Below are 25,480 nucleotides of genomic sequence, written 5' to 3'. Positions count from 1 at the left end.
TGTTAATAAATGTGGTACTTCTGATAGTCTAAAAAATAACCAAAATATCTGTTAGATGTGCCATATTTGCTTCTGCTTCTCTCCTATTTTTTCCAAAACCAATAGAATGGAATTCCTGTGGCGATTAAACCTAAACCAACCATTGCTTCATAAGGTTGATTGAAAATCGTAATAAAAAGTAGTAAAACACAAAAGAGTACAAAAAATATTGGAACAAAAGGATATCCAATAACTTTATATTTTCGCTCTATTTCGGGGCTTTTTACACGTAAAATAATCACTCCGAGTGCAGTGCTTCCGTAATAAATAAAAGAAGCAAATACTAACATATCTGTCAGTTGATCGAAACTTCCTGACCAAATTAAAAGGATTGACCAAATAGCTTGTATAAAGATAGCGACATCGGGTGTTTTATAAATTGGGTGAATAGATGCCGCTTTTTTGAAGAATAATCCATCTCTTGCCATCGCATAGAAAATCCTTGCCGACATCATAATCGTACTATTAGTAGCATTTATCGTTGTAATAAGTATCAAACAAGCAACAAAAAGCATTCCCCAACTGCCCAAAATCTTATTAGCTACCTCAACTGCTGCAATTTTATTAGGTGCTTGGTTGAGTTGAATAAAAAAATCAATGGGCAGAATATAAACGTATATGATGTTTAATAAGACATATATAAAAATCACGATACAAGTGCCAATGCCCAAAGCTAAGGGCAAGTTTTTTTGTGGTTTTTTAACTTCTTCACCAATATAACCAATATGATTCCATCCTTCATAGCCCCAAAATGCACCTAAACTGGCTATCATCATTGCTTTCACTATCCCCCTCCCTTGTAGCTTTGTTTCGTCAAAAAGTAAACTTTTTTGGGTTAAATTTTCAAAGCTACCTTGCACTGAACTTAATCCAAAAATGGCAAATAAAACTACAGCTGCAAAAATTACATAAGTAAGCACCTTGCTCAAACTTTCAGCTGCAGTGATTCCTCTAAAATTGAGTAGGCTAAGCACAATTACCAAACAAGATGCCAATAATTTGATTGAAAAATTATCAAAAATGTGTATTCCCAAAAAAGTACAATTAATATTTATTTCGGGAAGTGGAATCAAACTATTAAAAGATTGAGCAAAAATGTAGGCCAATGCTGCAATTGATGCAGTTTTTATCGCAGTAAAATTTCCCCATCCGTACAAAAAGGCAAAAAATCGACCATAAATTTTTTGAAAATAAGCATATTCTCCACCCGAATCTGGAAACATACTTGCCATTTCAGCCGTTGATAATGCCCCTGCCAAACTTATGAAACCTGCCAAAATCCAACACAAGATCACCAAAAGTGGAGAACCTAATTCGGCCGACATCGGGGCAATTTTCTTGAAAACACCAGAACCAATAATCACACTAACCACCAAAATAGTAGCCGCTCGAAGTCCAATTTTGGGAGTTAGTTTTGACATTGATTCTTTATTTAGTGATTGTAGCACAAGTTTCCAACTTGTGTGCTTGATTAAATCAAAATTTGGAGAATTGTGTTACAAAGTAATTTTCTTGTAACCAAAACCTGCTTTATCATTAATTTTCAAATAACCTTCCTCTAATGAAAATCCGCCACTTACCAAATCTTCGGCTAAATCAAAACTACCATCAAGGTCGATATAACGAGTATTTTTGCAAGCATACGCGACATGTAAAGCAGCGGTAATGCTTGCTATACTTTCATCATTACACCCCCAAAATAATTCAATATTGGCATTTTGTGCGATCGTTGCAATTTCTAAAGCCCCAATTATACCACCACATTTCATCAGTTTAATATTGAAAATACCGAAAGGCTGTGGTTCGGAGCTAAAAGCCAAAGCAGCTTTTGCATTTTTCAAAGATTCGTCGCCCGCCAAAATCTTTCGGTTTTGAACATTAAGTTGCAATAATTCTGTTTCTTTTCCAACTTTTAATGGTTGTTCGATTAGTTCAATGCCAATTTCATTAGTTTTTACAAGAAATTCTTCTAAATCTGATAGATCATACCCTTGATTGGCATCAACCCTAATTTTTAGATTATTTTTATATTTTTCATTCAGGCGAATAACTCGCTCAATATCTTCATCAACATTTATTCCAGTTTTTACTTTTAACACTTTAAAGCCAAGTTTGAAATAACCTTCTGCTTCTTCGAGCGTTTCTGATACATTCTTGATACCAATCGTGATGGATGTAGGTAAATATTTAACTTTTTGCCCATAAAATGAGACAATTGGTATTTCTAAATATTTTCCAAAAGCATCATGTAAAGCCAAATCAATCGCTGCTTGTGTTCCAGCTAAATTGGGAAATTGTTGATGCGTTTCAAAAATAATTTGCTGAAAATGACGAATATCTCGTCCAACTAAGTTCTGAACAAATTCAGTTTGTAAATTAGCTAAAGTTTGCTGAGAATTTTCGCCGATTACCTCTTCCGCAGGACTTGCCGAACCTATACCAATGATGCCATTCTCTAATTCTATTTCTAAAAAAATTAAACTAACATCGTTAAAAGTATTATAAGCTATCGTATATGGTTTGGTCAAAGCCAAATTTTTTATGTAGGGGCGAATTGCTTTGATTTTCATACTATAAGGCTTTAAGTGTTGGAATCAAATTTTCTACCCCTTCTTGGATTGGCAGTAATATTGGAATTTTTAATAAATTTTCGTAGTAATTTTGATAATCATAAGCCTCTTGATTGCTACATTTCTCTGTGTTTAAAGCAACCGCAATTACTTTTGAGCCTAATTTTTCAATAATTTCAATCTCTGATTCTACACTGGGAATTTCGCCCCAATGCGGGTCATCGTCAAAATATTTTCTTTTGGGTGCATGAAGTAAAACAACATATTTTGCATTGCCCGAAATTAATAATTCCAAGCCACAAGGTCCACTTGGATTTCGTAAAGATGATTGTCCTTCGAGTAAAATAATATCAGCATTTGTCTCTTTCCAACATTTGACAATGGCATTTTCTAATTCTCCCGAAACAAAATCATTCAGCGTTGAATCAAATATAAACCCATATTTTCCACCTTGTAACCAACCTGTTTGACCAGTAAAAACCATCTGAGCATTCAAGCCATTTGCTTGGCAAGCTTGTCTAATCATGCGAGCAGTGGTACGTTTACCCATTGCACAATCCATCCCAATTACTGCAATCGTTTTAGCTCTAACTTCATATATTTCTCCTGTCCAAAAATGTAAATCTTTTCTTGTTTTAGGCTTACGAATATCGGTCAATGTTACATTATTTTCATTCGCCAATGCCATAATTTCAGGGTTTTCAGCAAGGTATTCATGCAAACCATTCACAATTGAAATACCTTTTTTGATAGCTTCTTTAACGATTTCCAACATTTCTGGTGGCAAAACTCCTCCAATGGTAGCAATTCCGATAATCAGAAAATCAATATTAATTAATTCCTTTTTAGCCATTTCTAAAGAGGCAAAAACGGGAATATTTCTATTTTTGCCATCCAAAATTTCACCAGCGTCTTTTCCTGCCGTCATTTCGGAGTCAACAACGCCAATAATCCGATATCTTTCTGTGCCTCTAATAAGTCCATGAGCGGTTTTTGCATCACTTTTTTGAAGTAAGCCATTCGTTAAGATTACTGCTCTATTCATCTAAATCTTCTGTTGTTTTTTTTATTAATACACCCGAATGTTTCCCAGTTGGTTTTTGTGACTGAAAAACTAATACACCATTAACCCAAACTTTTTCAATACCAGTTGAAAGTGCTTTCCCATTTTGAATATTGGCGTTATCAATGACTGTATCTGGATTAAAAAGCACTAAATCTGCATAATTTCCATTGGCAATTACGCCTCGATCTCTGATTCCTAAATTTTCTGCCGAAAGCCCAGTCATTTTATAAATGGCTGTTTCTAAAGGCATCAATTTTTGTTCTCGCACATATCTGCCTAAAATTTTTGTAAATGTTCCATGACCACGAGGATGCCCACTCGATGAACCATCAGAACAAATATTGGTATGTGGCCAAACCAAAAAATTAGCAACATCAGTTTCATCCATTGATTTTCCCATGATTGCTTCAATTCCTTCATTAAAATCTGGATTTTTTTCTTCAAATGCAGCAGCAATTGCGATTAAATTCATCAAAGTTTGCGAAGGTTTTTCATTTCTTTCTTTAGCAATTTCTGAAATGGTTTTACCTACATACGCTTTATTTGGAGCAAATCTTACTAATACTGATTTCTCAGGGTCAAATAATTGATTAACGGCAAACTCGGCACTTGTAGCATTGGTATAATCTCTGTTTGGGAATAAAACTCTCAAGGTAGAATTCCAAAAATCATAAGGATAGCAATCAGCAGTAATATTGATACCTTCAGCTCTTGCTTTTTGCAATTTTGCCAATAATTGGGGCGATTTACCCCACTGGTCTTTTTTTGCAATTTTGATGTGTGAAATCTGAACAGGAATTTTAGTATTACGTCCAATTTCAATAATTTCATCAATGGCATCATCCAAATTAATATCCTCACTTCTAATATGACTCATGTAGCGTCCGCCATTTTCAGCCACAATATCGGCTAATTGTAGGACTTCATCTCGATTTGAAAAAAAAGCTGATTCATATTCTAAACCAGTTGCCAAACCCAACGAACCTTTTTCTAACTCATTTTTGAGTAATATTTTCATTTTCTCCACTTCATTTGGCTTGGCCGTTCGATACAAACTTTTTGCTCCCATTACTTCACTTCTTAAAGTAGAATGACCCGTATATGAGGCAATATTTATAGAAACTGGGTGTTTTTTGAAGAAATTTTGCAAAGTATCCATCGGATAACTTCCTCCGTCTTGACCAATAACTATCGTAGTAATACCTTGACTAACAGCAGGTATAGCCTCAGGAACTTTTGATAATCCCCCAAAATGGTGACTATGCGAATCAATAAAGCCTGGAGATAACACAAGCCCTTGTCCGTCAGTAAGCTCTTCGTTTGCAAAAGCCTCTAAATTGCCAATTTCCCAAATTTTGTCATCTTTCAAGCGTACATCTTCACGGCGTAAAGGCGTACCTGCACCATCAATGAGCTTAATGTTTTTGATCAGCTGTGTAGTTGCGATTTGAGGCTTTTTGTTGGTTAAAATAGCTTCAACAACTTCAATAGCACTATCATCAGTTGAATTGGTGAGTATAATAACTGTTGTTTTTTTATCAATATTTCGTTCGATACTATTCAGAAAACCTACCCAACTACCAGTATGGCTCAAAATCTTTTCATCTTCGCTAATTTCCCACCCAAATCCATAATTATAAAAACTCCCATCATTTAATTTTATAGGAGAAAACGCTTCTTTCATGGTAGCATTACTCACAAGTTTTGTAGTATAAAGCGATTGTTCCCACTTCAATAAATCTTCGGCTGATGAATAAATATTGCCATCTCCTACCACTCCATCAAAACGCATTAAATCATTTAGGTAATTTTTACCATTCTTTCGTTCAAAACCATAAACCCGCTGAGCTGTTAGGCTCAACGGGCTTTTCATGTTTAAATAATAAACATAGGTGTTTGTTAATTGAAGTGGTTGGGTAATGTGCTTTTTGAAAAAATCTTCTATTTTCATACCAGAAGCTTTTTCTATGATAGATACCAATAAAACATAACCTGTATTACAATATTCCCATTCATCTCCCGACTCAAAATTGAGTTCAGGTTTCAAATCGACAAATAATTGTAACATTTTTTCATTGCTGAGGGTATCTAAAGTGTTGGTATATCGTGTTGCTAAATCAAAGTATTCTGGTAAACCTGAAGTATGCGTAAGTAGATGTCGAATGGTAATTTTTTTATAAGGAAAATTAGGTAGAAACTTATCAACTTTATCATCAAACTTTAATTTTCCTTGTTCTTTCAAAATCATGGTCATCATCGCTACAAATTGCTTTGAGATGGATGCTAAATTGAAAGTAGCATTATCCGTAAGATTTTCTTGTGATTGAAGATTTGCAATCCCTAAAGCTTTTTTGTAGAGGGGTTTACCATTTTGAGCAATCAAGACAACACCATTAAACATTGCTCTTTCATGTAATTTCACCAAAGCCGAGTCTAAAGTTGATATTTGTTTGTTGGAAGGTTGAGCATTTGCATTAAAAAATAAGCTCCCTACAAATAGCATCAACAAGCTTCTGAAAAAAAAATTTTGCATATAAGACTACTTTATAATGCTTGAAAATTTCATTAAATCTATATTTTGTTCTTTTAAAATGAAAATTTTTCAAATAAATTTAATTTAATACATTAATTTTAAGCATAATATTCTTTTTAAGTAATTGAAATTTTAAGAAATAAGCAAAATATGCTGGACTATATTGACAAGAAAATCCTGAAGCTTTTGCAACAAAATGCAAAATTGACTATTAAAGAATTGGCAGAAGCATTAAATCTGACTACTTCTCCAATTTTTGAGCGTATCAAAAGATTAGAAAAAGATGGAATCATTGAAGGATATGTAGCCTTATTGAATGCTGAAAAAGTCGAGAAAGGGCAAGTAGTATTTTGTAATGTTTCCATGCCAATTTATACCAAAGAAAATATTGATTCATTTGAAAAAATTGTTCAATCAATGCCCCAAGTAATGGAATGTTATCATTTAGCAGGATTGGTCGATTACCAATTAAAAGTATTTGTAAAGGATATCAAAGAATATGATGGATTCTTGAAGCAACTCGCTGAAATCCAAATAGTCAAAGTTCATAGCAGTTCGGTGGTTTTACATGACGTAAAATATTCAACTGTAATTAATGTTGATTAAGAATTAGTTAGGTAAATTTTTAACAAAAAAGGCATCATCACATAACTGAGTGATGACGCCCTCTTAAAAAGACTTTTTTCTATACTATCTATAGAAACCCATCGCAACACCACCATCAACATTGATAGCATTTCCTGTTGACTTACTCAAAAGTCCACCAACTAAGGCAAAGCAAGCGTTGGCAATATCAATTGGTAGAATGATTTCATTGAGAAGCGTTCTTTTTGCATAATAAGCAGGTAATTCTTCTACGGTGATTCCATAAGCTTTGGCTCGGCCTTCAGCCCAGCCTCCAGCCCAAATATTAGAATCTGAAATAACAGCATCAGGATTGACAGTATTCACACGAATTTTGTCTCCTCCTACTTCGGCGGCCATCAGACGTGTCAAATGTGCCTGAGCAGCTTTTGCTGAGCCATAACCAGAGTTATTTGGGCCTGCAACTACCGCATTTTTAGAGACAATATTGACAATATCACCACCAAAGCCTTGTTTTCTCATTACTTCAATGCCTGCTTTTGATACAATAAATTGTCCTTTCACTAGGATATCATATAATCTATCCCACTCTTCTAAACTATGTTCGGCAATTGATTTTGAGATGCTAATTCCTGCATTATTCACCACAATATCAACACCTCCAAAAGCTAAACAAGCTGCATCAAGAGCTTTTTCTGTGCTTGAAGCATCAGTCACATTCAATAAAGTAGCTGAAACAGCATCTCTTCCAAATGTCTTAACAAATTCAGTCTTTGCAGTATCTAAACGTTCTTCATTAATATCATTGATGATTATACATGCACCTTCTTCCGCAAATTTCTTGGCAATTGCTTTACCAATTCCACCAGCCGAACCAGTAATTAATGCAATTCTACCAGAAAGTGCCTTAGGTTTTGGCATTCTTTGTAATTTTGCTTCCTCTAATAACCAGTATTCAATATCAAAAGCCTCTTGTCGTGGGAGTGAAGTATATTCAGAAACTGCCTCCGCTCCTTTCATTACATTGACTGCATTGATATAGTATTCTGAAGCCAAACGAGCCGTTGTTTTATCTTTCGAGAAAGTAAACATTCCAACGCCAGGATATAAAATCACCACAGGATTTGGGTCACGCATGGCTGGTGAATTAGGATGTTTACAAGTATTATAATACTCGGTGTACATCGCACGATAAGCTTCAAAAGCTGGAGCAAGTTTAGATTTTATTGCAGAAACATCTGCTAAATCTTCATCTGGAGCTAATTCTAAGACCAATGGAGATATTTTTGTTCGTAAAAAATGGTCAGGGCAAGAAGTACCAAGTGGTGCAAGTTTAGCTAAATCATTAGAATTAATAAATTCTAACACACGTGCATCATCAGTGAAATGCCCAATCATTTTACGCTCCGAAGAGCAGAATCCTCTCAAAATAGGAGCAATCTTTGCTGCTTGTAGATGTCGAGCATCTGTTGGTAAACTCTCAATTTTTTGTCCACCAAAAACATTTTTATAATTACTTTCTAAATATTCTGCACATTTTTCGATGATTTCGAGTGTATTGATATAGCTTTCATAAGCTGTATCTCCCCATGTAAAAAGTCCGTGTGAACCGAGCATAATTCCTCTTAATTTGATACCACGAGAAGCAGCTTCTTCCAAACAAGATCGTAACTGCAAACCCAAATCAAAGCCTGGGCGTTGCCAGCCCACCCAACCAATTTCTCCATTAAATAATTCTTCTGTAATTTTTGCACCATCTTTGGCGGCTGCGATGGCAATGGCGGCATCGGGGTGTAGATGATCTATGTGTTTGAACGGCAAAAAACCATGTAAAGGAGTATCAATAGAAGGGGCTTTAGATGCTAAATCAAAAATACAATGATTAAAAAGCTCAACCATTTCATCTTCAAATTCAATACCACGATAAACATTCTCTAAATTCAAAAGCCTTTCCATATAAAGTGCCGCACAACCAGATTTTGTCAAAGTACCAATGTCACCACCAGAACCCTTAATCCACATGACATCAGTATCTTTTCCTGTGAGTGGGTCTTTAGCTGTAACCTTTACAGAAGTATTTCCACCTCCATAGTTAGTCAATCTTAAATCAGCACCGAGTATATTTGAACGGTATATAAATAAGGCTACTTCGTCGTTCGCTAATTCAGCGGCTTTTGCATCATCCCATAAGTAGCTAACATGGTTGAAAGTCTTCGTATTTTTCATTTCTTTGTCTTTTATAGCTTAAAATCTCTTTTTCTATTAAAAATCTACTTTAAAAAAGTGGTAATATTTTCTTTAGTAACCAGTTGAAAAGGTATCATTAATTCTTTTTCGTAGGCTTGACCTTTTGCAATTTTCACAGCAGTTTCAATTGCTCCTGCTCCTTGTTGTTTTGCATTTTGAAAAACTGTTGCATCTAAACTTCCTTTTTTGACCGCTTGTAACGCATCTGCTATGGCATCAATACTTACGATAATGACTTTGTCTTTCATTCCTGCATCTTGTAATGCTTTCAATGCTCCGAGTCCCATTTCATCATTTTGTGCAAAAACGGCATTGATTTTAGTACCATACGATTGAATCCAATTCTGCATCAAATCCATCCCTTTGGCTCTATCCCATTCTGCAGTTTGATGAGCTATTAATTTAAGATTTGGGTACTCTTTTAAAATTTCTTTTGCTCCTTGTTCTCGTTGAATTTGTGCTGCTTGACCCATAAAACCATGAATCATCACGACATTTCCTTTACCTCCCAATTTATCGGCAATAAATTTCATCGCTATTCTTCCAGATTCTACATCATTTGAGCCAACAAAAGCCGTTGGTTGTGTGCTTGTAGCAGAGTTTACATTAATTATTGGTATTTTAGCAGCTAAAGCTTTGGTTACTGCCGGAGAACTTGCTTCAACCTCACAGGGATTCATAATAATGACATCCACTTTTTGTGCGATAAAACTCTCCACCTGTTCGATTTGCTTCAATGGTGAATGTTCAGCATCAACAGTTATTAATTCTACTCCCAGCTCTTCTGCTTTTTTGTTCATCTCATCACTGATATTCACAATAAACTCATTTTGCATACTGAGCATTGTTACACCAACTTTTATCTTTTTTTCTTCACTTTTTTCGTTACTTTTTGATTGATTACAGCTTGTGAATATGAGAGCTGAAAGAATTAATATTGAGTATATCTGTTTCATTTTTTGAGTTAATTTGTGTCTTCGGCTACGCTCAGACACCGTGAGACCTCAAGCTTATTTATGTTTAATTTATCCTTATATAAAAATAGATACCTGAGCAAAGTCGAAGCCTAAGCATTATTTTTCTGATTCCAACTGTCTAAAACTACGGCTCCAATAATAATAACCCCCATCACAACTTGCTGATAATAAGATGTTACATTGAGCAAATCTAAACCATTATTAATAACACCTATCAACAATACGCCAATCAAAGTCCCAGTCATTGTTCCTGTTCCTCCCGATGTACTGGTGCCACCTATAACAGCCGCCGCAATGGCATCTAATTCAAAACCAGCACCAGCATTTGGCTGTCCAGTTGTAATTCTTGAGGTTAATACAATTCCAGCTAAACCTGCTAATAATCCAGCGATGGAATAGACTGCCATTTTTACTTGATTCACGTTAATTCCAGACGCTCTTGCTGCTTGCTCATTTCCTCCAACAGCATAAATATATCTGCCTAATATCGTTTTTTTAAGAATGACTGTACAAATAACAAAGACCAAAATCAACACAATTATTGGAAATGGAATACCGAAAATATTACCTCCTCCGATGAAATTAAACGAATCCGAAAGATTTGATACTGGACGGCCTTTGCTTAAAATCAGTGCCAAACCTCTCCCTATTGTCATCGTTCCAAGTGTAACGATAAATGGGGCAATTTTGCTTTTTGTAATAATAAAACCATTGAAAATTCCCATCAAAAGTCCAACAAACAAGCCCACAAATACTGGTAAAATCAAAGGAAATGAATCAGGATGTGCAAGCATTGCAGCCGTTACACCCGTCACTGCCACCATAGAACCTAAAGAAAGGTCGATTCCTCCAGTAATTATTACAAAGGTAACCCCAAAAGCTAATAGGGCATTAATTGATACTTGAGTAATGATAATTGTCCAATTTGAAACCGTTAAAAATTGTGGTGAAATGAAAGAAAGAATGAGGCAAATGATCACAAATACCACAAAAATTCCGTATTGTCTTAGGCGATTAATGTACTGCATATTTTCGAATTACGATTTATGAATGAGGATTTATGAATGATGATTTACGAATTTTAAAATGGCTATTTTAATTTAAAATTCTTCACTCGTCATTCAAAAATTCGTCAATCACTCCACTGCATATTGCATAATTTTTTCTTGTGTTGCATCATTCTTTGATAGTAAGGCAGTTTGTTTTCCCTTTGAAAGCACTAAAATTTTATCGCTCATGCCTAAAATTTCGGGCAATTCAGATGAAATCATAATTACTGCTAATCCTTTGTCTGTCAATTGGTTAATTAACTTGTAAATTTCAAACTTAGCTCCAATATCAATACCACGTGTGGGTTCATCCAAAATAATGATGCTTGGTGAAGTCAATAAAACTTTAGCAAGCACCACTTTTTGTTGATTTCCACCACTCAAATTCATTACTTTTTGATTGATGCTTGTGGCTTTTATTTTCAAGTCTTTTGCTAATCGAGATGAAGCTTCTGTTTCATTTGATGAACTAACAAACCAAGCTTTAGAAAGATTAAACAAACTTGATAAGCTTATATTTTCTTTTACAGATAAAGCAGGAATAAACCCTAATGCTTTTCTGTCTTCGCTTACATATCCTATGCCATTTTTGATAGCATTTTTAGGTGAGTTTATCTTGATTTTCTTGCCATTCAAAATTATTTCACCACTATCATATTTATCTAATCCAAAAATTGCTCTTGCTATTTCCGTTCGTCCTGCTCCCATCAAACCTGCAATTCCAAGTACTTCACCTGCATGAACTTCAAAATTAATGTCTTTAAACTTGCCTTTTTTATTAAAATTTTTGATTGTCAACACAGTTTCACCAATCGTTGCATTCTTTTCAGTAAAAATATTTTCAATTTCTCTACCTACCATCAGAGCAATTAAGGCATTTTTGTCTATTTCTTTTGTGGGTTTTGTTGTAATATATTGACCATCTCGCAAAATAGTTATTCTGTCAGTTATCTCATAAATTTCATCCATCTTATGGGAAATGTAAATAATTGAAACACCTTTTGCTTTTAAGTCATTGATAATTTTAAAAAGTGTGGAAACTTCCTTGTCTGAAAGAGCCGACGTGGGTTCGTCCATGATAATCACTTTTGCATTGTTTGAAATGGCTTTCGCAATTTCCACCATTTGCATTTCAGCAATACTCAGATTTTTTATTTTTGTTTGAACATTGATATTTATACCGATTAATTTGAGCAATTCTTGTGCTTTTTGGTTAATCGCTTTGTCATTCAACCAATTCCGAAAGTTAGTTTCACGACCTAAAAAGATATTTTGTGCAACGGTTAATTCAGGAACGACTAAAATTTCTTGATGAATCATCGAAATGCCTTTTTTCAAAATTTCATGAACATCAAAATTTTTTAATGCTTCTCCTTCAAAAACAATTTCGCCAGAATCAGGTGTGAGTAAACCCATCAATATCTTCATAAATGTTGACTTCCCAGCTCCATTTTCACCCATTAAGGCATGAACTTCGCCTTTTTGAAGCTCAAACTGAATATTATCCAAAGCTTTTACTCCCAAAAAAGATTTTGTGAGATTGTGAACTTGTAGGATATTTTGAGGGTTTGAAGGCATTTTTTTACAAAAACAGATAATAATTGGGGATATTTTCGCATTGTAGAGACAAGATATAACTCGTCTCTACAATAATCGAAAGTAGCGAAATAATTAAATTTATATTTTATACAAAATCACCATCAACATCGGTATCTTTCCAACTTTTTGAATTGGCAGATGCGATAACTGCTTCACACACTTTTTGTGTTTGTAAAGCTTCTTTGAAAGTCGGTGAGCAGCTTTCGCCTGTTTCCAAACTTTTCAAGAAATCTGCTACTTGATGAATGAAGCTATGTTCATAGCCAATGCCTAAACCACCTACCCACCATTTATCCATATATGGTTGGTCACCATCAGTTACAATAATTGAACGCCATCCACGAACGATTGACTCATCACGATGGTCAAAATATTCAAGGCGATTCAAATCGTGCAAATCCCAACGAATCGAAGCATCAGCTCCATTGATTTCAAAGGTGTAAAGTGCTTTATGCCCACGAGCATAACGAGTTGATTCAAAAAGGCCTAATGAACCATTAGCAAAATGACAATGAAAAATACAAGCATCATCAATACCAACAGGTTGAACTTTACCCGTGAGTTGGTGCATACGTTCTTTCACGAATGTTTCTGTAACAGCCGAAACATCTTTAATTGCTCCATTGAGCCACATGGCAGTATCAATGCAATGAGCCAAAAGATCGCCAGTCACACCAGAACCAGCAGCTTCAGAATCCATTCTCCAAAGCCCAGCTCCACCTTGTGGAAGATCAGCACTAATAGTCCAATCTTGTAAGAAATTAGCTCGATAATGATAGATTTTACCTAATTTTCCCGAATCAACAATTTGTTTGGCTAAAGTTACGGCTGGTAATCGGCGGTAGTTGTACCAAACGGTACTCGGTACTCCTGCAGCTTCGATGGCATCAACCATTGCTTGTCCTTCTTCTAAATTTCTTGAAAGTGGCTTTTCACAAAGCACCATTTTCCCTGCTTTTGCAGCGGCTATTGAAATTTCAGCGTGAGAATCATTAGGCGTACAGATATCTACTGCATCAATATCATCACGAGCAATGAGAGCTTTCCAATCTGTTTCGATTGACTCATAACCCCATTGGTCTGCAAATGCTTGTACTTTTTCAGCATTTCTTGAACAAACAGCCTTTAAAACTGGCGTATATTCTAATTCAGGAAAAAAATTTGGTACACGATTATATCCATTGGAATGAGTTCGTCCCATAAAACCCGTTCCTATTAATCCTATTCTAAGAGGTTTCTTCGTTGACATATTTTAATTAATTTACGATTGAACGAATGACTATTTACGAATAAATTTTTGATTTGATATTTCAAATCGTAAATCCAAAGTCGTAAATCGCTACAATTTTATGCTTCATACCAACCATGTTGCTTTCTCACTTTTATCATGGCGGCCAAAATGTCATTCCAAGTTTTTGGTTGAGTCATTACATCATTGGCAAACATGCAGCCATCCCAGCAAATATGCTTGAAAGCTTTTGTTAGTTCACCTGAACCATTACGAAGCCAAAGACCTGCATCATGAGCAATATCGAGTTTACCATTAGGGTCAGTTGCTTGACAATGACGGCCAGTTTTGTCGTGTGAACCCGTTCCGTGAACAGTTCCATCATTTTGAGCAACATGGAAATCAATGGTCCAAGGACGAAGAGCATCAGTAAGTTTTTTTAGTCCTGCAAGAAATGTTTCTCTATCACCCCATTGGAAATCATCAGGTAAAATTCGAGCTTCTGGAGCATTGTAACCTAATAAATACAAGGTGGTATGAGACATATCTGCTTGAAAACCAATGTTTGGTCTGTCAACTGCTTCTAAGGTATCAATCATAGCTTTCCATGAGTGCATGCCACCCCAGCAAATTTCGCCTTCAGCAGCTAATCTTTCACCATAATCGGCCGCAACATCACAAGCTTCTCTAAATGTTTGGGCAATCAATTTTGTATTACCAATTGGGTCAGCCGCCCAAGCATGAGGTGTACTTGCGGAATCAATCCTAACGATTCCGTTCGGGCGAATGCCCATTTCACGCAATTTTTGACCAATATGGCATGATTTACGAACCATTTCTACAAAATTAGCTCGTTCTTCTTTTGTTCCCATTGCTGGACCTCCCCAAATAGGAGCAACTAAACTACCGATTTCTAAGCCATGCTTTGAGACTTTATCAGCCAGTCTTTTGATCGCATCATCAGAAGTATCCAAATCATAATGTGGGTCGAATAAACCTAAATCAACACCATCGAATTTCACTCCATCCACTTCAGCAGCGGCGGTCATTTCAAGCATGGTATCTAATGAGATAGGCGGTTCTGAATCTGGTCCTTTTCCTACAATACCCGGCCATGTGGCATTGTGGAGTTTAGGATAATTATTTTCCATATATTTAATAGATTTTTAGGTTGTTCTTTTTAAAACCTCATAGGTTTTGTAAACCTATGAGGTTTAGATGATTGATTATAAAACTAAATCAGGGTTATTTGGACCAAAATGTTTAAGCATTACAATCGGGTCATTTGCTGAGTAATTGGTGATTGTTACGCCTTCAACGGCTGCTTTTTCAGTAATAAAAAACTCATCATTTGTCAATTGTCCATAACGAATCAAAGCTGGTGTTTCTATATTCCAAACACCCATTTTGCCATGCCCTTGCATCATGATGATACCATAAGCGGCACTGTCTTTGATCGTCACCGTTTTTCCTGGTAAAATTGTTAATTCTTTGGCAGAAAATGCTTCAGAACGGTAACAAACCCAAGTTTCGATATAGCCTTCTGCTTCCATTTCTGCTACTGGTTTTACTGGCTTTGGAGCCATAAAACGAGTTTCCAAAAGATTTGGATTAGTATTTAGCTCCCAATCTATCACTTCCATTAGTTGGTCATAATTACCAATTTGGTCTGGAGGCGTACCATTCCACAATAATTCTTCAGGGATGATGGCTTCATTTACCAAGGATTGGTACATTGCAAATACATCAGATGCTTTTTGTGGCTCATAAGTACACATACTTCCTGGAGCGTGAAGCATTCCTGGGGGAACATCCCAACCTGTACCAGGTATTAATGGAAATGCTTGAGAAAACATCGTGATTTTATTATCACCTTTGGTGAAATTCATCAAACATTCTTTGATTTGTTCTTTGGTTGTACCAGGGGCGATACCAAAAAATGTATAAGGAAAATCTCCACCATGATTATTTAATTGCGGTGGGAAATAATAAGCTTCAGGTTTTCCAAGTTGACCTATTTTGGCTGCATGCTCGTCATTATGATGAATATGATGAGGCAAAGGGCCCATATTATCAAAAAACTTAGAATACATTGGCCAGCTTTTGTATTCATTCCAAAGACGATCGCCAATGATTTCTGCCCCAAGCTCTTCAATAGCATCTTTTAAAAGGACTTTTTCATCATCAACGATAATGAAACTTAAACCTTCGTTTTCGCCTGTCAATGGGCCGTTTTTAGCAGGAGTTGTTGAAGAAAGCCAACGCTCATCAATTCCTCCACGAACACCACCGAGTACATAATAATCGTCGGGATGAAGTTTAATTCTTCTGCCTGGCACACAAAATGAACGAGGAACCCAAGTCGGTGCTAAACGTAAAATTCCTTTTCCTTGTTCTAAAGCTTTTTGTGCTATACTTAAATTTGACATAATATAAATTTTGAAGGGTTGAATAGAATATTGATATAGTTTAAATGGATTCTTGTTTTGTTCTATTGTATAATTTATACATCTATTTGATTCATTTTTGCTCGACTACATTTACAATTAAATCAAAACTTTTTGTTTCATAAGAATTTAGAAAAATGAGTTCGTTGTTGGCTCTTGCTTGTGCTTGTCCAATCGGTGGATTTGTTGCAGGCTCAATACCCGTCACATACTCACCTTTGCCCCAATGCTGCCAGTTTATCAAATGCGGTAATTGTTGTTTTTTAAATTGAATTTCTACTTTTAAACCGATTTTTGAATTCTGAAGTCCAGCAATACATACTCCTGCATCATCTGCATTTGGGTCAATGAAAACTACTTCTTCACCAGTCCCTAAATGATCATCAATCGGTGCTGGGCATTTTTTGAAATCATTACCTTCTTTGAAAATCTTGGCATTTTCTTCACCAAAACGGGCTTTCCAAGTTCCATTCCAAAGAATATCAGTACCTTCATCAATCAAAGGGTAGCCAAAATTGAAATGATATAATACCATCAAAGGCGTAGGCGTATTTCCTCGATTAATCACTTCATCATGAATTTTTATTGTTGATTCTCCGAGTTTTCCTGAGATAGTTCTTCTGAGTTCTAAGCTTGGGCCAAAAACCTTCGTTTCTTTGATAATTCCTGTAATACTCATTTCCAATTTGCCAGCAACTGGGTCGGGTTGAATAATAGAAACTATTTCGGCAGCAAGATTAGATATATTTCCATGAATGCCTCTTTCGCCAAATTCATCTTTTTCTGGGCCTCCTACGTGTGAAAGTCCGCAGGTTGTTAAAAGCCCACCTCCAAAAGTTTTTAACCAATCAATTCCTCTATCAGCATTTGGTTGTGGAGCAGTAAATCCACCATGACTTAACCATGCCAAACTATGTTGATTATAGAAAGCGTCGGCAATGTCCATTCCTCTATCAATCACCACTTTATAACGTAAACCCGTTCCAGTATTTATCCAAGCAATTCGATTACCACGACCCAAACCATTATCCAAAATGGAAGTTTCGATACCACCAAGCTGTGCAGGGTTTGAGATTTTGTCTTTATAATTTTGAACTCCGTCCATCGAAAAATTTAGTAACAAATTTAATTTAAAACTTTTTAATGACTCAAAAACCAAGCTGTAACCCGAGTGTTAAAATCTTCAACATTTTCAAAATGAAAGGCATGTCCTGCTTTTTCATAAAGGAAAAGTTCTGCATTTGGCATCGTTGCCGTAATTTCATTAGCCATCCACACAGGTGTGAAAATATCCTCTTTCCCCCCAATTACAAAAGTTGGTTGCAAAACTGAATTTAACTCCTCAAGCACTGAATGATTAATACACGCCGATGCTTGACCTTTTAATCCATGAAGTGGTTGTGGATTAGGCTCTAAATGAGCATTTTTGCGTCCTTCTTCCAATTCAGCCACTACTTTTGCATCATCCCAAGAAGCTTTAGAAAATATTAATAATTGAATATAAAGACTAAATTCTTCGGGGTTAAATTTTGCTTTGCAATTGACTATATGTTGAAAAATGCCTTTTGCTGCATTGTCACAACGAGCCCAAGGACACATCAAAACCAAAGATTTTACTTTATTTGGGTGCCTAATTGCTAATTGTTGAGCGATAGTACTTCCCATTGAACAACCAATCACATAAGCATTTTCAATTTGAAGTTCATCAAGCAAACCTGCATAGTCATCTGCCATCATAGCTGTTGAATACTCACCATCGGGTTTATCAGTCAAACCAACTCCACGGTTATCGCCAATGATACATCTAAAATATTTCTCAAAGTAGGAAGTATGAGGTTCCCAAACTGCACCAGCGGCGGTAATCCCCATGATCATTAAAAGAGGAGTAGCTGAAGATAAACCACGCTCTTCGTAATAAAATTTAATTCCGTTTGTTTGTACAAATGGCATATAATTGACCTATTTTAGGTTAGGAATCAAATCGTTTAATATCCAATTGCCATCATGAAGTGTTACAAAGTCGGGATCTTCTAAAGCCTCTTCGCCTTCATCTTCACAAATAATCCAACCACCATAATTTATATCTTTTAGCCACTGAGTAATAGATAGTAAATCTACTTTCCCTTTACCCATTAAAGTAAATTCAGGTTCGCCATTCCAATCTTTGTAATGAACATGATTGATTAGTGAAGCATATTCCTTCATTTTTTCAAGAGGATCCATTCCACCGTTAATGATATGACCTACATCTGGTGTCCATCCAGTGACCGAACGATCTAAAGATTCTAAAACAATTCGATAATCTGATTCTGTTCTGATGATTGAACTATGCGGTGAATTTGGGTGAAAACTACAAGGAACACCTTTGTCAGCAGCTCTTTTTGAAACGGTATTGACAATATTTACCAAACTACGTTGACGATTTTCCAAATCATGGCGACCCGTTGGAATTTGAACGGTATTTAACATTGCCCCAGGAAAACGTTGTAACAAAGCAATGGCATTATCAGCAATAGTCCTTTCATTTTCAGATTCTTCAGAGCCATTCCATTCCAAAGCTAAGGCAACAGCTGCCAATGCTATTCCTTGTTCTTTTAATTTTGCTTCCAAAAGGTCGGAATCTACTAAATCTCCCATCCAAGTAAAAATAGGTTGAATTCCAGTAAAACCTGCTTTAGAGATTACTTCTATCATGTGACCTAATCGCCCTTGGTGCGTTTGTCCATTACCACTCATAAACCATGTATAAACCTCTGAACCGAATCGAAATGGCAATTTATCTTTCATTTTTGTACTTTGATATTAGTTATTTGTTATTAGTTACTGATAGATGGTTATTGGAAAATAATGTTGAATACAACGTTTTTTGGTATTTAATTTACTGATAAACAAGGATTTAAAGAAACCTGAACAACCAGTTATTGATAACCATTAACCAATTTCTAAATATGCTAAAGTTGATGCTTTAAGCACATTTCTTTGATGAATTTCAAACCATTTTCTGCAATATGCCAAGGATCATTGTATTCACGCCAAACATTAATGGCATTGGCAAAATCAGGGTCATTTCTTGAAAAAGCTTCAATCGTTAGCCAACCGCCATATTTTACCTCGGCCAATGCCGCAAAAGCTGCATCAAATGGTACATGACCATCACCTGGTGTACCTCGGTCGTTTTCACTGATATGCACATGGCTCAAATAAGGAGCAATGGTATTGATTGCGGTAGCATATTTTTTTTCTTCAATATTGGCATGATGCGTATCAAACATGGCTCGTACATTTGGATGATCAACCATCTTGATTAATTTGGACAATTGTTCCATTGTATTGCACAAATAGCATTCAAAGCGATTGAGAGCTTCAGGTGCTAAAATAATATTGGCTTGTTTGGCATGCTCGCCAGCTTGATACAGAATTTCAGCGGCTCTTTTATACTCTTCTTCTAAAGCTGGATGTGCCGTAAAATGTGCGTGAGCAGAATGAAAAGGGCCACAAAGCACAGTTGAACCCAAATCATAAGAACGATCAATGGCCCATTTGATTTGTTCTAAACCCTTAGCTCTAATACTTGCCGACTCGTTAATAGGATTAGCATCTGGACTAACTACTGTAACAGTCGTAACTTCTAATCCAATATCTTTGGAGTGTTTACCAACTATTTTATAAGCATTTTCGTCGGTTGCTCCAACAAAATACTCAACTCCATCATAACCTATGGTTTTTAATCTCTCAATAATTGGAAATAATTCCTCTGAAACATTGGCCGACCACGCCAAAACATTGAATCCTATTTTATTCATATTTTAGATACGAGATTATAAACAAAAGATAAGAGAAAAGGTAATTATATAAAAATGCTAATAGAAAATCTTTTGTCCCTTGTCTAATATCTCTTGTCTTATTTCAATTCCTTAATTCTTAAATTCCTATACTGCACTTTCATTGGAGGACCAACGTGAACTTGCACTCCAATCAGGCCTTTTGATTTTCCATTTACCGCATCATTATCGGTAACATCACTCATCAAAATATCATTAATGTAGTGCTGTAAACGATTTCCTTTCGCAACGATATGAAATGTATTCCAATCTTGACTTTTAATTTTTGTTTTCAGCGAATCTGTATGCCCCAAAGAACCCTCAACTTTTAAATCAGACCAAGCATTTCTTTGTACTTTCTTACGAACTTCTTCGGCAGTCATGGAGCTTGCTTGAGCATTTATACTCGTAATTTGTCCACGATATGCTAAGGTGGTTCGCCCTCTTTCTTCATAATTTTGTCCAGTATATCGCACTGCCCCATCGATATCGGCTTGGTAGCCTTTCATGGCATAAGGTACTTCGGTGAACATTATACTTCGGTAATTAATACCAGAATTACCTTTTTCAGTAATATTAAATTCACCTTTTAGCTCAAAATCTGCAGGTTCTCCACCTTTCCATGTAAGGAATGAATTGGTTTTGAGCAAGGTTTCTGGAGTAATTTCACCAACTAAATTACCATTTTCAACACGCCAGTATTTAGTATCGCCTTCCCAACCATTTAAGGTTTTTCCATCAAAAATTGACTTGAATCCCTTGTCGCTTTGATCTGATTTTGAAACTTTGCAACCAACCGCCAAGATAGTAATTAGGAATGCAATATTCCAATATTTTATATTAAATTTTGTTGTCATTGATGTATGATTAAAAAGAGTATTTGTTTTCGATTCTAAACACTTAAACTTAATTTTAAAATATGCCTGCCCAAATTCGTTGTTACTCCTTTAAACAAGCATATTAAAACTTAACCTAATCTATTAATCTACTTTTTAACTTCTGCTTTTGGTTTAAACATGGCATTGTTTTCATTTCCACCTGCCATTAAATATGCCATCAAATCCTTTAATTCATCTTCGTTCAAACTATTAATCAAGCCACCAAACATAATTGATGCCGAAGATGGTTTTGAAGAAATTACATTCTTTTTCAAGACTTTTTCAAGCTCGTTTGGAGCATAAGGGTTTTGAGAAATATAATAAGCTGTTTTATCTTCATTGATTAAACGTCCTACAATCGAACTACCATTTCTTAAGCTGTAATATGTAGCAGCATACTGATCAGAAACTGTCTTATCTGGCATTATGATCGATTCCAGCATGTCTTTTGAAGAAAAACGAGTATATAATTGACTTAAATCAGGTCCAATTGCACCACCTTCGCCTCTAAGAGCATGGCACATTTTACAGGTAGTTGCTGCAAACATGGCTTTACCATTTTCAAAATCTCTGTCAACTAATCCTTTTTCAATAATCGGAAGGGCATTTTCCATTCTCCAATTTCTACCAGGGCCTTTTGGTGCTGAAGCAGAGATAAAATCATTACCATTTTTACTAAGTCTTTCAGTACCTGCCAGTTTTTCAAAATAGGCTCTTTTGCTATCTGGAACATTTTTTAATGCTAATTTCAATGATCTATCTAAGAATCCGATATAGCTATTTCCGCCTTTATAACCAAAAGCAGTATAATACCATTTGAAATATTTTTCTTGCAATTCTGGTGTCCAACCTTCTTTAGCTAAACTTAGCATTACAGCATAATAAGTATGTTGAGCAGGTGGAATATTTGCCAACATTGCAGCAATATCTTTTCCGTACTGAGGATTTCTCAAAATCAAATCACTCGAAGCTGTTGCAGTTTCAACATTTAGTGCATCACTTCCTGGCTCGGTTTTAATATCCATCAAAGCCATCGTTTTTGCCACTGCTTCTGGAGCATCTAAATAAATCAATAACTTACTTAGAGAACGATTTAAGTGAGCCGTATTAGCAGGATAAAGAGGGTTTAGATAAGCTATTACTTTAGGTTTAAGCGTTGCATCTGGCTGTCCCATGCGAAGGAATGCCAATTCCAATGCTCTCAATAAATCTAATTGTTGTGATTGTTGTAATGCTTTGAAATTTACACTTAAAAGTGCATTGACAATTTCGTTTTTCTTTGAACCATCACCCATTCGAATCAAAGAAATCAACGATTGCGTTAATGCAATTGGGTCTTTTTCTTTTAAAGCTAAATCTTGCCATTGAGCAACTGGTTGATGCTCCAACGCCAAACGAGCTGCATAGCGAATAAATCTATCTGGGCTTTTAAGCTGAGGCCATGCCGTAGCTACTGCGGCAGGATTTGGACCACCAGTATGGAATTTCTCCAAACTTCTACGAAGTGCATTAGCTGAATTAATCGGTGCAGCTGCTATTGGAGCTGTACTTTCATTACCAACATAAGAAACACGATATAAATCAGAATCTAAACGACGACCACCAGTGAGGAAATATAAAGCACCATCAGGGCCAATTGCTCCATCAGTCAATGGTAAAGGAATTCCTGATAAAAACTCTTCTCTCTCACCTGAGTAAGTTGAACCAGAAGGTTTCAAATGAATGGCATGAATTACACCAAATGTCCAATCAAAAGCTAAAAGTGTACTTTTGTATTTTGTAGGGAATTTAGCATCTTTCAAATGCAATAAGTTGGTTGGTGAACCTTGACCAATATTTATAACAGGCGGAAGGTTATCAGGGAAGGTAGGAGACCATTTGCTATTCCCTGTTCTCCAACCAAATTCAGACGCACTTGTTGCATGGCAAATACGAGTTGGGCGATACCAAGGTAATCCAAAATCCCATTCCATATCAGCATCATATACAAATAAATCACCATTTTCGTTAAAAGCCATATCAAAGGCATTTCTATAACCTGCACTTACCAATTCCCATTTTTTTCCTTCTGGGTCAAGATTTGCTATCCAACCACCTGGTGCATAACGGTCGTTTGCATGTCCACGAGGGTCTTTTATCAATGGAAACATTTGGTCTTCTTTCCAATTCGAAGGCAATTTATACGCATCCATTGGAGGAACATCTGTATGGTTTCCTGCTATAACAAACAGAGATTTTTTATCTGGAGAAAGTACTATACTATGAGGACCATGTTCTCCCTCTCCTACTAGTTCCTTTAGTAAGGTAACTTTGTCAAATTGGTCATCATTATTAGTATCTTGAAGGCGATACAAACCACTTTTTTTAGTAAAAATCTTGTTATTTTTACCATTATTTATCATTACGTATAGACTATTGAAGGCATAAAGTAGCCCATGTGCATAACCCATACCCATTGTGTCGGTAGCAGGTCCAACTTGCAGCTTTTCCACATCTGAAGTTGAGATTTTAGCATCTACTGCGGGAGTTTTCAAGCGGTAAAGTTTTCCATATTGGTCAGAACAAATGATTCGGCCTTTGTCATCGAATGTCATCGATACCCAAGAACCTTGTTTGTTTTCTGAGGGACTAAAAAGATGTTCAGCTTTAAATCCTGCTGGATATTTTAGTTTATCTAATTTGGGGTCGCCTGTAGTCGCCGAGGAGAAATCGGGTTGTTTTAGTAGGGTAAATGAAGCGGCTGTCACAAGAGCTGCCAGTCCAATCCCCAGCTTAATGGAGTTTTGTTTAGAAAACATGATAAAGTAAGGGTTAAATATTATTTATTGTCGAATAGTGTAATTTCTCCTCTTTTTTCCTTTGTACATTGTGAGTCGAAATTCACCCACAATGTACAGAGAAAAAAAGTATTTTTAAAAAAAATTAAAAATAAGGGCTCAAAGCTGCTTCATCAGCAGGAAGCCCATATAATAAACTAATATTAGAGAAGGCATTACTACGAGCTACAGCACCTTCAGGATAATAATAAGCTACAGGATTAGCTTTAATTCTATTGCCATAAGCAGTGATCACTTCTATAGCTGTTCCTGTGCGTACCAAATCAAACCAACGTTTGTTTTCAAACGCTAATTCACTTCTACGGTCTTGATAAATCTGATTTCTTAATTCAGCTTGAGCCGTTGCGGTAGCTGCTGGCAAACCAGCACGTGAACGTACTTGGTTAAGGAATGGCAAAGCCTCTCCCATTTTACCTTGCTCTGTGAGTGCTTCTGCTAAAAATAGCAATGTTTCTGCATAGCGATAAATCGGGAAATTATTTCCTGTATTTCCATGAAGAGAATGCGTTTTAGCGAACTTCTTATTGTATGGAAAATTTTTATTTGCTCTCAAACTTCCACTAATAGTAACATAGCCTATTGTGCCATCCTTTCTTTTATCGCCTGTTTCGAATGAATTGATCAAGTCTGGTGTTGGTGCACCATTGCCTTCTCCAGTCAACGGTTGAGGATTTGATGTTCCTGTGATAGGCTTTAATTCATCAGGACTCATTGGGCGAGGTAAATAATTATAAATGATCGCTCCATTATAGCCTGATGCTCCTTCTTGAAACTGAACTTCAAAAATTGATTCTGCATTATTTTTGTTTCCAGTATTTGTTGAAAAAGCATCATTGAAATCAGGCATCAATTTGTATTCATTGCTTGATACGATTTCTTTCAATAATTTTTCAGCTTCAGCCCATTTTTTCTGTACCATATATACATTTGCCAAAAGCATTTTTGCTGTACCAGAAGTAGCTCTACCCGCTTCTTGTGTTGGCTTTGGTAATAAAGAAGTACTTGCAGCAGTTGCATCTTTAATGATTTGTGCATAAATCTCCTCTATTGAACCTAAAGGTAAAGCTGCCTCTTGACGGTTCGTAACAGGCGTTAGATGTAAAGGTACTTTTCCGAAATAACGTACCAATTCAAAGTAAGCATAAGCTCTTAAAAACTGTGCTTGACCTTTTATGTTATTCTTTGATGCCGCAGCAAATTCAACTGCATCAATTGAAGATAAAATTTGATTGGCACGAGCAATGATTTGATAATCAAGACGATATTGATTCAAAACGTGAGTATTTGAAGTAACACCATTGGCAGTAGGCACTGCAAAGTCGGCGATGTCTTCTTGCTGTTCGGTTGCACCAAATAGAATATTTCTATAATAATACGCATTATCCGAGTGCATTTCTCCTAAAAGCCATGCACGGTCATTAACAATATTACGTAATGGGACATAAGCTGCATTAACTGCTTGCTGAAAATCGGCTTCTTTACTAAAAAATATTGCTGTACTAAGGTTTGTTTCTGGAACTACGGTCAAAAAGTCTTTATTGCAACTTATCAGACCAAAAAACACAAAAAGTGCTGTGAAGGTTATCTTTTTCATTATGTTAAGT

Annotated in this window: 19 protein-coding genes; 1 reads left to right on the top strand and 18 read right to left on the bottom strand. The window is 35.9% G+C overall.

Annotated elements, in window-relative coordinates; genetic code table 11:
- Positions 1-83: 83 nt before the first annotated feature.
- The 4 genes from ACQUQZ_RS10100 to ACQUQZ_RS10085 form a co-directional block, all read right to left on the bottom strand.
- Positions 84-1,460, bottom strand: coding sequence for an APC family permease (locus tag ACQUQZ_RS10100; protein WP_435354788.1), 1,377 nt, complete (start codon positions 1,458-1,460; stop codon positions 84-86).
- A gap of 75 nt (positions 1,461-1,535) precedes the next feature.
- Entirely contained in the window at positions 1,536-2,609 is a 1,074-nt protein-coding gene (locus ACQUQZ_RS10095; RefSeq protein ID WP_435354786.1) for a mandelate racemase/muconate lactonizing enzyme family protein, read from the bottom strand.
- A 1-nt stretch (position 2,610) separates the two neighbouring features.
- Positions 2,611-3,654 carry a DUF1611 domain-containing protein gene (locus tag ACQUQZ_RS10090; protein ID WP_435354784.1) on the bottom strand — a complete coding sequence of 348 codons (1,044 nt, stop codon included), beginning with the start codon at positions 3,652-3,654 and terminating at the stop codon, positions 2,611-2,613.
- Positions 3,647-6,208 carry a serine hydrolase gene (locus ACQUQZ_RS10085; protein WP_435354782.1) on the bottom strand — a complete coding sequence of 854 codons (2,562 nt, stop codon included), beginning with the start codon at positions 6,206-6,208 and terminating at the stop codon, positions 3,647-3,649. Before ACQUQZ_RS10085 ends, ACQUQZ_RS10090 begins: the two co-directional genes overlap by 8 nt.
- Positions 6,209-6,358: 150 nt before the next feature.
- Here ACQUQZ_RS10085 and ACQUQZ_RS10080 point away from each other — a divergent pair, with 150 nt between their 5' ends.
- Positions 6,359-6,814, top strand: a complete 456-nt coding sequence (locus ACQUQZ_RS10080) for an Lrp/AsnC family transcriptional regulator (RefSeq protein WP_435354780.1) — start codon at positions 6,359-6,361, stop codon at positions 6,812-6,814.
- Between the two features lie 84 nt (positions 6,815-6,898).
- On the opposite strand, the gene ACQUQZ_RS10075 is transcribed toward ACQUQZ_RS10080, so the two are convergent.
- The 14 genes from ACQUQZ_RS10075 to ACQUQZ_RS10010 form a co-directional block, all read right to left on the bottom strand.
- A complete protein-coding gene (locus tag ACQUQZ_RS10075) occupies positions 6,899-9,019 on the bottom strand; it encodes a bifunctional aldolase/short-chain dehydrogenase (RefSeq protein ID WP_435354779.1) in 2,121 nt (706 codons plus the stop codon).
- 44 nt (positions 9,020-9,063) lie between these two features.
- Positions 9,064-9,996: a sugar ABC transporter substrate-binding protein gene (locus ACQUQZ_RS10070; protein WP_435354777.1), complete on the bottom strand. Its 933-nt coding sequence runs from the start codon at positions 9,994-9,996 to the stop codon at positions 9,064-9,066.
- A 110-nt stretch (positions 9,997-10,106) separates the two neighbouring features.
- Entirely contained in the window at positions 10,107-11,045 is a 939-nt protein-coding gene (locus ACQUQZ_RS10065; RefSeq protein ID WP_435354775.1) for an ABC transporter permease, read from the bottom strand.
- A 108-nt stretch (positions 11,046-11,153) separates the two neighbouring features.
- The gene (locus ACQUQZ_RS10060) at positions 11,154-12,644 is read right to left on the bottom strand and encodes a sugar ABC transporter ATP-binding protein (protein ID WP_435354773.1); all 1,491 of its coding nucleotides are present in this window, start codon (positions 12,642-12,644) and stop codon (positions 11,154-11,156) included.
- 106 nt (positions 12,645-12,750) lie between these two features.
- A complete protein-coding gene (locus ACQUQZ_RS10055; protein WP_435354771.1) occupies positions 12,751-13,914 on the bottom strand; it encodes a Gfo/Idh/MocA family protein in 1,164 nt (387 codons plus the stop codon).
- Between the two features lie 98 nt (positions 13,915-14,012).
- Positions 14,013-15,044 carry a sugar phosphate isomerase/epimerase family protein gene (locus tag ACQUQZ_RS10050; RefSeq protein ID WP_435354770.1) on the bottom strand — a complete coding sequence of 344 codons (1,032 nt, stop codon included), beginning with the start codon at positions 15,042-15,044 and terminating at the stop codon, positions 14,013-14,015.
- Positions 15,045-15,119: 75 nt separating this feature from the next.
- Positions 15,120-16,322 (bottom strand): class I mannose-6-phosphate isomerase, encoded by a 1,203-nt coding sequence (locus ACQUQZ_RS10045; protein ID WP_435354768.1) that lies wholly within the window; start codon positions 16,320-16,322, stop codon positions 15,120-15,122.
- Between the two features lie 91 nt (positions 16,323-16,413).
- On the bottom strand, positions 16,414-17,445 hold the full coding sequence (locus tag ACQUQZ_RS10040) for an aldose 1-epimerase family protein (protein WP_435354766.1): 1,032 nt from the start codon (positions 17,443-17,445) through the stop codon (positions 16,414-16,416).
- Positions 17,446-17,480: 35 nt separating this feature from the next.
- Positions 17,481-18,290, bottom strand: coding sequence for an alpha/beta fold hydrolase (locus tag ACQUQZ_RS10035; RefSeq protein WP_435354765.1), 810 nt, complete (start codon positions 18,288-18,290; stop codon positions 17,481-17,483).
- A 9-nt stretch (positions 18,291-18,299) separates the two neighbouring features.
- Entirely contained in the window at positions 18,300-19,127 is an 828-nt protein-coding gene (locus tag ACQUQZ_RS10030; RefSeq protein WP_435354763.1) for a sugar phosphate isomerase/epimerase family protein, read from the bottom strand.
- A 164-nt stretch (positions 19,128-19,291) separates the two neighbouring features.
- Positions 19,292-20,143 carry a sugar phosphate isomerase/epimerase family protein gene (locus ACQUQZ_RS10025; RefSeq protein WP_435354761.1) on the bottom strand — a complete coding sequence of 284 codons (852 nt, stop codon included), beginning with the start codon at positions 20,141-20,143 and terminating at the stop codon, positions 19,292-19,294.
- Between the two features lie 98 nt (positions 20,144-20,241).
- Complete coding sequence (locus ACQUQZ_RS10020) at positions 20,242-21,018, bottom strand: 3-keto-disaccharide hydrolase (protein WP_435354759.1); 777 nt, start codon at positions 21,016-21,018, stop codon at positions 20,242-20,244.
- A gap of 128 nt (positions 21,019-21,146) precedes the next feature.
- Positions 21,147-23,837 (bottom strand): c-type cytochrome, encoded by a 2,691-nt coding sequence (locus tag ACQUQZ_RS10015; protein WP_435354758.1) that lies wholly within the window; start codon positions 23,835-23,837, stop codon positions 21,147-21,149.
- A gap of 124 nt (positions 23,838-23,961) precedes the next feature.
- The gene (locus tag ACQUQZ_RS10010) at positions 23,962-25,470 is read right to left on the bottom strand and encodes a RagB/SusD family nutrient uptake outer membrane protein (protein WP_435354757.1); all 1,509 of its coding nucleotides are present in this window, start codon (positions 25,468-25,470) and stop codon (positions 23,962-23,964) included.
- Positions 25,471-25,480 lie beyond the last annotated feature (10 nt).

The organism is Emticicia sp. SJ17W-69 (genome assembly GCF_051209875.1).
Classification (GTDB): Bacteria; Bacteroidota; Bacteroidia; order Cytophagales; family Spirosomataceae; genus Emticicia.
Note: the sequence above shows the minus strand (reverse complement) of the source record. Positions and strands in the feature narration are given on the sequence as shown.